A 9,378-nucleotide genomic window follows, 5' to 3' on the forward strand; every position below is an offset into this window, starting at 1 on the left:
TCTTTATTATTAAACACCATGGTTAAAAAACTTTATTTTTTATTAGAATTGATAAAAGATAATGTCTTTTATCCTGCAAATACTTCAGCTTCATTCGAGATTGATTCAGCAATGCAATTTCTTCCTGTTTTTCACTTGATGGCAATGTGATAGAGAACTCTTTAATCTGTTGGACTGATAACTTTTTAATTAATGTAGCACCTTGGTGTATCAGCTTTAATTGAGAGGCTGCCTCTATAGATGAATTCAACCAATAATGAAAGTACCCTGGCTCGATATTTCTAAAGTTATTTAACTTGCAATAGTTATAAGGGAGTATATAACCTTCATGCTTTTTACTTACCAATGAACTTTCCGAACTTGCCAAGTTAACTACAATATCATTTTGATGAATCATCTGAACTTTTGATACGTCATTCAATTTAATTGTCTTATGACTTACTTTCTCTGTCATAAAGACACCATTATCCTCAGCAAATGAAGATTGATCATATAGATAATAAGTTTTGCCACTAGAATCACTTTGTAATCGGGATACTAAAGTTCCGGATTCAATAGACATTAATTCATCTAACTTCATATTCCCTCCATGTAATTTATTAATATTACATAAATAATATAAACCTCAGATAAATAAATAGCGAGTAATTTAAAAAAATTACTCGCTATTTGATATATTAATTCTCATTACTATAGATTTTTGACGTCTCTTTAATAAATGTCTGTATCTCATCTATCTTCTTACGCTTCGTAATTAAACCACCTGATAATGGCTTTCCAACTTCTGATCGGTCTAATTGACCACTGAACTCAAATTCTGATACTAATCGATTCAGTTGCTGCTGCGGATATTCGAACTTTTTAGAGAATAACTCAATCGCTTTTTGTTTCTCTTCCTCTTCAAAGTCCATAAATGCATCATCAATACTGGACCCAGGCAGTAAGTTAGGGACTACTTTATCCAGGAATGCTCTGATTAAATCACGCTTCAGACGTAGATTTTCATCATCTGCTTTATCAAGTAACTTGTGAATCTGCTCTCTCGTCTTATCACGTTCTTTTGTATCTTCTAGATTGATGTCTCGTAATAGATTAAGGATGTAACTGACATTGATCATATCGTTGCGCATGATTTCAATTTCAAAGTCTATATCTTCTAATATTGATGCTTTATCACTGTCATTACGTCTCTTTGTCATTTCGTACAGATACAGATATTTACCCTTAAAGTCCTCATATGTCTGCTGGTCAATCTCGAGTACCGCTTCATTGAATTCAAACTCATCAAATGTTTTCATCATCAGCAAGGTCTTAGATAATTGCTTGAAGGTCTCAACAAATTCTTTCTGTTTTTCTTCATCTTCTATCGCATCGACTTGTGAGGGCTCCGGTGCCATTTTATAGAGCTCGCTAAGAGTTTTTAGGAACTTAGCCAGATAGAAATTATATGACTGACTTAAGACTACTTCTGTATCATTTGTCTCTGAGAAGAGTTTGATGGCATCATCTGTCGCTTTCTTCAGATTGCGGTATGCAACAATGTTCCCATAAGGCTTTGTTTCTTTTTCAATACGGTTAGTACGCGAGTAGGCCTGTATCAGATCATGATGTTTCAGATTTTTATCCACGTATAGTGTATTCAGTACTTTGGAGTCAAAGCCTGTCAGGAACATATTGACGACAATGAGTATGTCTATCTTCTGATCTTTGATGCCTTTCTTCACACGTTTCGAGATATCTGCGAAGTAACTGTCATAAGTATCAGTCGAGAAATTTGTGCCGAAAGTCTGGTTATAGTCTTTGATTACACTTTCCAACTCATCTTTCGCGTGTTCCGTCACTTCACCATCACGCATATCCTGATTGGGCTGATAAGTGAAGATGGTTGCGATTTTAAGTCCATTTTCTCCCTCTCGTTCTGATAAAGCTTTAAGTGCCCGATAATATTTCATTGCCATCGGTATCTTCTGAGTCGCAAAGATTGCTGAATACTGCTGATTACGCGTCTTCTTATGATGATTACGATAGATATGTCCAGCTACCATCTGAATACGCTCATCAGCCATCCAGACTTCATCCGTATTGATAGACTCTACAAACTCTTCATTCGTCGTATCGACTTCGTTTTTGAATGTGTTGATGTACTCAACAGAGAAGCCCAGTACATTGCCATCACGAATGGCATCTTTGATTAAGTAGTTATGTAATGATTTCTCAAAGATATCTGCGGTACTTCGTCCATCCTGACTTTTATTTTCGAGGAATCGCGGTGTACCCGTGAATCCGAAGTACTGCGTATTCTTGAACTGCTGTTTAATCAACCGGTGCATTTCACCGAACTGCGTACGATGACACTCATCAATAATAAAGACGACTTTCTCGGTCTCGTATTGCTTCATCACAGGATGATTTCTCTTGATCGCATTAGCCATCTTCTGAATGGTAGTGACAATCAGCGTTTTTGAACGGTCACCTAGCTGGTTAAGCAGTGTATAGGTATTATTAGTCATATCCACTGCGCCTTTTTCGAACTTGTTAAATTCAGCTAGAGTCTGACTGTCAAGATCTCGTCTATCGACTAGGAAGATGACTTTACTGATACCCGGTTCTTTCGCAAGCAGCTGACTTGCCTTGAAGGAGGTCAATGTCTTACCGCTTCCTGTCGTATGCCAGACGTAACCATTATTGTTGGTCTCAAGTGCACGATTGATAATCGCTTCAACTGCATACACCTGATAAGGACGCATCGCCATCAGAATGCGGTCTGTCTCATTCACTACCATGTAACGTGCAATCATCTTAGCGAGATGACAAGGTTCGAGGAACGATTCTACAAAATCCTTTAAATTGTTGATCCGATTATTCTTCTCATCGCTCCAGTAGAACATATGAGATTTATTTATCTCCTTGTCACTATTCGCATAGTAACGTGTTTCAACACTGTTACTAATAACAAAAAGCTGAACATAGCGGAATAGACCCGTAAAATTATGCCTGCGATAACGCTCTACCTGATTAAAAGCTTCAGAAAACGCAACACCGCTTCTCTTCAGCTCAATCTGAGTAACAGGCAGCCCATTAATTAAGAGCGTAATATCATAACGACCTTTGTAGGTATCATTAACAGTTACCTGATTCGTAACCTGAAATCTATTCTGGCACCATTTTTCAGTATTGAAGAACTCCAGATAGACTTCTGACTCATCATCACGCTTTAAAACGAATTTATCGCGCAGAATCATGGCACTATCAAAAACAGATTTACCATTAATCTGCGTCATCAAGCGGTCGAACTCAGTATCTGAGAGCGGCTCATGATTCAGTTTATCCATGTGTCGTTCGTTTAAGATTTGCCGGAAGTTATTAATTAAAGCCTGATCATCTTTCAATCTGATACGTTCATAGCCTTTAGAGACAAGCTGGCTGATAGTCAGCTCTTCAAGTGCAAGCTCGGATTGGTAGGACATAGGGTCACCTTCTTATCGGTATTTATACATTTATTTACTCTTAATACCAATTATACATTAACTATTGAATACCATATATGGTGTAATAAAAAAAGTCCGCATTTATTGCAGACTTAGAATTGATTACAGCACTTTATGTAAGTTATTTTGATTTGAAAACTCTAATTTTCTAAGAAATAGTTATTGATTTTCTTTGTTAAGAAATTGTGTTATTCGACAATCATCGTTTATCTTCATTATTATGTAGATATACAATTGCAGAATTGTAATGAAATCTTCATATACTTCTTTTCCCGTATATTCATCCAACGTTTCTGGATGTGCATATTTATTTCTTACGGCAACCGCATTTTCATATAGTTCATTATTAAGTAAAAAGCTGACTATATTACTTTCTTCAGTTGTAAATAATCCATTTTCCCACTCCACATACCCTAACTCAATTAGTTTATTTATTTCATTTTGAACTGAACCATTTAAATAATAGAAGTTCATATAATGCTTATTGTATAAATGATACAAAACTGAAATAATATTAAAATCGATAAACTTTAAGGTATCGTTTTCTTCTTTTAAAATGTTTTGTTCTAGTAAGAACATTACAAGTTCATTATCTTTTAACTTATCATTAATTTCCAATGAATTATTTTCAAACTGTAGGTAGAAACAACCTTTTGTCTGGAGTTCCGTAACTGAATAAATATATAGTGGAGATTGATCATTATACAAAAGTTGACAAATTTTATTGATATTAAAATCATTTTTGATTTTAATATACATCTTGCTTTGGCTTTTTAAATCCTTAATCTTTGGTAAAGAATATCCCATTTTAATTTCATCAGTATTTACATATCCATACTCAACATAATATTGATAATACTTCAACAAAGTTTCAATCTTCAAACTTAAATCTCTGTTTATTTCATTCTGATCTTCACTTTTAGGTAATGTAAACTTGATGTTTTCGATTTTATAGTCCTTGACTAATATATCATTTATAAAATGTTGAATTAAATCTAAGACTGTTTTATTGTTATGCTCTAGAAACTCATTCATTACATACAAAAATGATTGATCATACATAAAGTAGCTTCTTTGGACAGTATCCATTTCGTAAAATTTGTCATAGTCCATAGAAAATAATGAGGCTAATGCTCCGTTTTCTTTGTTAGTAATATTTAATACTCCATAACCATTAAAGATGAAAGTATTATAATAAAAATAATTTAGTAACTCGTCATTATCAGTCGCCCAAATACTTGAATTGATATTCATTACGAGATAATGACCATCCTGGGAATAAGTAATCGGAAGTATTTGTTCTTTATTTTGCTTTATTTTTACACCAAATTCTAAACCTGCCGGAGAGTGTTTATTTAATAATTTTTTAGTTAATTCATCATATTTTTTCTTCGCTTTAAGTTTTAGAGCAGGTGATATTTGAAATAATGCTCCTTTGCTATCACTTAATATATTTAAGTCTGAGTCTATGATATTAAGTTCATCAATATATTTCTCAATTATTTGAGAAAATGTTTCATCATCAACTTCTAGTTTTTTTACATTCTCAGTATTCTTATTTTTATAATTTGCTTTTATTAAAATATTTGCAGCTTGTTTACTATTTATCAATTCGTGTTTTATAATTTCTTTATGCTCATCAACGAACCAATTGGTTTTTAAAATATCATAAAGATGAACTTTTCTAGCATCTAATATTTGATTAAAAGTTTCTTGGTTAATCAAGTTTGTTTTTTTATAATCTTTGATTAAATCTAGAAAAAGTTTGAAGTCATATATTGAATCACTGTTTAAGAACACTTGTATATCGGCCAACTTTATAGTATTTAGGTATATATTAATTCTTTTTTGTAAGATTTTTTCACCTTCGTCTAGGAGTTCTTTTGTTAAGCCGGATTCATTTAACATTTTTTCACTTACTTCTTTATTGGTTGAAAGCCACTTAATATATTTTAAAATTTGTTGGATATATATACAATCATCAATATTTTCCAAAGTTTCTTCTGTATTATTAATCGCTTCTACAATTCTTATTAATAGTCCTGGATAGACTAATCCTTCGCGAAAAAGTATATACCTTTCAATGTTCACTTATTTCTCCTTTTAAAAAATTATATATTAATAATTAATTCTTATTTCTAAATTAATGTTCCATATTTTGATTTGTAATTTTATTTATGTATTCCTAGTAGGATATATCATTAAAGAAATCTTACTTCTAATATACATTGGTTATTTATATGTATAAACTTATCCTGCTCTCATCTTCATCAACGCCGATTTCTGTATCGCCTGCTTCAGGTTCGTCTTATTGATGCCGAGTTCCTTATTTTCTTTCCGCAAGACATGCAATTTCGGATAGATGACTTCAGATCCCTCTTCCAGTTTCAACAGCCCGCTGCTCATGTCACCCATGCCTTTCATAGAATGAGGCACTGTGCCGATGAAGATGTCTGAGTAGGCGGTTGTATATTCGAGCTTCTTCAGGTTGAAGTTCTTGGCTTCATCGTAGCTGATAATCTCAAACTGCTCGGGAATACTCGCTGCTTTGAAGATGCCCTGAATGTCTTTTGCTTTAATGGAAGCCGTGTTCACACCTATGATGAGGATTTTGGATTTTTCATTGAAGCTGTAGGCCGCTTCTTGCGTTTCTCCCAGGTCGTACTTCACTTTGAAGGTCTCGATATTACCTGTTCTGTTCTCCATAATCGCTTCAAGCTTGATTCTCTCAAATAGTTCCTCCAGCATCTCCATTAACCTATCAGCAGCAAGTTGCATTTAGTATTCCTCCTTTTTGAATTGGGTGTAGATTGTCGGTAACTTATCGTTGAACTTCTTGATATCTCTCAGCAGGCGTTTATAATTCGCGAGTTCGAGCTTCATTTCATCTGAGATTGTATCCATCTCTTCCTCTGTTAACATCGGCACCTGATATTCTGCCAGCTTCTTGTTAGTAAATGTGAATATCACACTGCCTGTATTCATGCGATTGATCATATACATACCGAGTTCGCTGTTCATATAGGCAAGCAGATAGTACGGATTTATCTTCGTCACATCTGGTCTGATAATCGTGATATTAGAACTCACGATGACTTTCTTATCCGCTGTTGCTTGATCGATAATGGCAACGCGTAGTTTAGACCCGCGGCTTGTGATAATGAGGTCGTTCTCTTTCACACGCATCTTGCTGTTTGCTTCCAGCAACTCCTCGCTGATAGACTGCCCTAGTTCGTCGATAAAGATAGTCTCAATATCACTGAGGTTCAGCAGGTAGCCTGCCTGCGTCTTATCCTTATCAGCATCCAGTGTCTTCTTGTCGATGTCTCGGCCTCGAATCAGTTCTGCGATAGAGCTCAGCTTGACCGGATTAACAAGGCTCAGTTCTGAGTTCATCATATGAACCTGTGGATGCAGGTTATAGTCAACTTCCGCAATTTCCTGATGTGTGACGTATTTCGAGATTTTCGTTTCGTTGAAGAGTGCGTGCAGGATGGTTTCTATATTGTCATCACTGAAGGCATTATGGTTTCTAATGCTGCCTTTGACGCATTCTTCGCTCGCATCCATGATCATAATCCGGTCGTTGTCCTGCTTATCGAGGATAATCATAAAAGTAGGAACTGCTGTATAATCCATCAGTGCGGCCGGCAGCTGGATAATTGCTTTAATACATTTCTCTTCAATAAACCAACGACGGACTTCCTTGTCACGGATCGCATTAAGAGCAGCTCCTCTGACAATTCCTATACCGATTCCATTGTCTTTCAGCGACTCATAAATTCGCAGCATAAATACCCAGTCTGAAATACCGATTTTAGCAACTGCAAGCGGCGGTTTATTCATCAACTTCGGCAGTTCATTACGCACTTCCTGCGGTATTCTGCCGAGGAAAGGCATATTGCTGTAGACCATGTCGTACTGCTTATCATTCCAGTTTGTCAGTGAATCCGTCGTTTTAACATCAAATCGTCTGATGTCGCTTAATTTAGAAAGAGTTTCAGCGATTTCTGCCGCATTTTTGTTGATCTCCTCACCCTCATAGGCAGAACCTATCCCCGCATGATGCATCTCGCGCAGGAAGTGACCGGAACCTGACCCGATATCGAGTACCGTACCGTCTGTCGCAGCCAGCCTTTCAAAAATCTGAATTGCCAGTTTCTCCCCCTCTTCAAAGACGAAGAGGTCATTTGAGCGTTCCATACTGTTGATTATGTAGAATAAATTGTTCTTCTCTTCATTGCTAAGTCCTATAAGCAGTTTTTTAAATTCATTTTTCTGTTCATCAGTCATAAAAGAAAGCTGATCGAGATTAAACTCACCCGTCTGCAGCCAGTCTTTATAAATCTGAATCAACGTCAGTGAGTCAATCTTGCCAAAACTACGGATTGAATCAAGGAAGCGCCATATTTTTTGTTTGTTATCCAATTATGTTCTCCTTTTGGTTATAATTAACCATTTATTTGATAAATTAAATATAGCACAGTGTATTTAGAATGTAAATAAATTTGGTTAATAAAAACCAAATAAAATATTATAATTAAAATCTTTGCTTAAATCTCTGAATTAAAAAATAAAAAAAACGCTGAAATTTCAGCGTTTTTTCAGTCTTCCTTCTATAACACAGTATTAGCCTTCCTCGTCGATTGAGCTATCAGTCGTTATCAGGATTCAGACGTAATCATGTTCAGTCGGCCCATTGCCATAAAGTATCTTGCTATATAAATTGATTGCTTTATCCAATGACAGAGGCCCTAACCAGTATATATTCTTTTAGTTGTCGTGCTAATCTGCTGTAATACTCATGTGTTTCAGGTAGTGAAGACTCATTTCTAAAACCAACAGTGAACGTATCGCTTACTTTATTATCCGCTTTTTCATTTTTCTTACTGGGATTTTCGATAAATTTCAGCATATTTTCTTTTTCATTATTAATACGACCAAGGATTGCCAGTCTTTCTTCAGAAATCATGACTCTCCTTCTAATTGAGTTATAAATTTATTGAATTATCTTCCAATTATCAGTGTTTCCTTATATACTATTATTAACAAATAAAGGAATACGGTGATCATAATGTCTAAACAATTGTGGCGAACCCTTATTACTACACTGCTGATTATCAATGTAGGTGCTATCCTTCTTCTAACCGAATCCTATTTCAACTGGCAGGAAATCAATCAATTAGTCAGGGGCGCAGATGCTCGTGGGCTGGATTACGAGTTGGTGATTACGAATGAGTGGACGAACGATTATCAGTTTCATATTAAATAAATGAAAGTCCTGGAATTTCCATTTGTTCTGGGACTTTTTCATATTTTTATGATATATCGCCACCGTCTCTATACTGAATGTCCTTATTCGCATCATACTTTACATCATCAAGTCTGCGTTCAATATCCTTATCCGATAAGCTATTTGAATGTTTTGGTGGCCAGTCATTCTTCTTGTCGTTGTCCTTTTTAGAAAATAACTTTTTCAGTATTTTAAGCATGGCTGTCTCCCCTCTTCATTTAAGGTATCTGTTTTTCTGTAAGCATTTTAATTATAGTATTTATTTTCACTAGTGTTGCATAAAAATATTTCAACCTACGGTTTTAAATGGAATATTCTAAAAATTTATTTTCTGTACAAAAAAAGTCCTTTATAATGGTTGGAGGTAGTAATACACATCCAAATCCAATACAAAGGATCTCAACATGAATAAGTTTACTAGAAAATCATCATTTGAACAATGGATTTCACCGATAGATTTCAAGAAAATTTCTCAACAGGTGAAAATCCTGAACTTAGACTACTATACAAAGAAGCTAGATACCTGTGCTTTCATTAAACTCCTGTTATATTCACAGTTATTTGAGACCGAAAGTCTGTCAGTGACAGTGTTTTTTC

The 9,378-nt window shown here is 35.1% G+C and carries 9 protein-coding genes; 2 read left to right on the forward strand and 7 right to left on the reverse strand.

The features are described from left to right. Positions 1-22: 22 nt before the first annotated feature. The 6 genes from ERX27_RS09870 to ERX27_RS09895 form a co-directional block, all read right to left on the reverse strand. Positions 23-580 (reverse strand): restriction endonuclease subunit S, encoded by a 558-nt coding sequence (locus tag ERX27_RS09870; protein WP_133432661.1) that lies wholly within the window; start codon positions 578-580, stop codon positions 23-25. Between the two features lie 97 nt (positions 581-677). Further along, positions 678-3,467, reverse strand: coding sequence for a type I restriction endonuclease subunit R (locus tag ERX27_RS09875; protein ID WP_133432662.1), 2,790 nt, complete (start codon positions 3,465-3,467; stop codon positions 678-680). Between the two features lie 180 nt (positions 3,468-3,647). Next, positions 3,648-5,579 (reverse strand): hypothetical protein, encoded by a 1,932-nt coding sequence (locus tag ERX27_RS09880; protein ID WP_133432663.1) that lies wholly within the window; start codon positions 5,577-5,579, stop codon positions 3,648-3,650. 159 nt (positions 5,580-5,738) lie between these two features. Continuing rightward, complete coding sequence (locus ERX27_RS09885; protein ID WP_133432664.1) at positions 5,739-6,266, reverse strand: hypothetical protein; 528 nt, start codon at positions 6,264-6,266, stop codon at positions 5,739-5,741. Continuing rightward, entirely contained in the window at positions 6,267-7,916 is a 1,650-nt protein-coding gene (locus tag ERX27_RS09890) for an N-6 DNA methylase (RefSeq protein WP_133432665.1), read from the reverse strand. 307 nt (positions 7,917-8,223) lie between these two features. Further along, positions 8,224-8,460: a hypothetical protein gene (locus ERX27_RS09895; protein WP_133432666.1), complete on the reverse strand. Its 237-nt coding sequence runs from the start codon at positions 8,458-8,460 to the stop codon at positions 8,224-8,226. A 102-nt stretch (positions 8,461-8,562) separates the two neighbouring features. Here ERX27_RS09895 and ERX27_RS09900 point away from each other — a divergent pair, with 102 nt between their 5' ends. Further along, positions 8,563-8,760, forward strand: a complete 198-nt coding sequence (locus ERX27_RS09900) for a hypothetical protein (RefSeq protein WP_133432667.1) — start codon at positions 8,563-8,565, stop codon at positions 8,758-8,760. Between the two features lie 46 nt (positions 8,761-8,806). On the opposite strand, the gene ERX27_RS11425 is transcribed toward ERX27_RS09900, so the two are convergent. Next, a complete protein-coding gene (locus ERX27_RS11425; RefSeq protein ID WP_165983146.1) occupies positions 8,807-8,980 on the reverse strand; it encodes a hypothetical protein in 174 nt (57 codons plus the stop codon). A 205-nt stretch (positions 8,981-9,185) separates the two neighbouring features. Between ERX27_RS11425 and ERX27_RS09905 the strand changes: the two genes are divergently transcribed. After that, the coding region (locus ERX27_RS09905; RefSeq protein ID WP_133432668.1) for a DUF4372 domain-containing protein at positions 9,186-9,378 on the forward strand (193 nt) is incomplete at its 3' end.

It is taken from the genome of Macrococcus brunensis (assembly GCF_004359615.1).
Lineage (GTDB): Bacteria > Bacillota > Bacilli > Staphylococcales > Staphylococcaceae > Macrococcus > Macrococcus brunensis.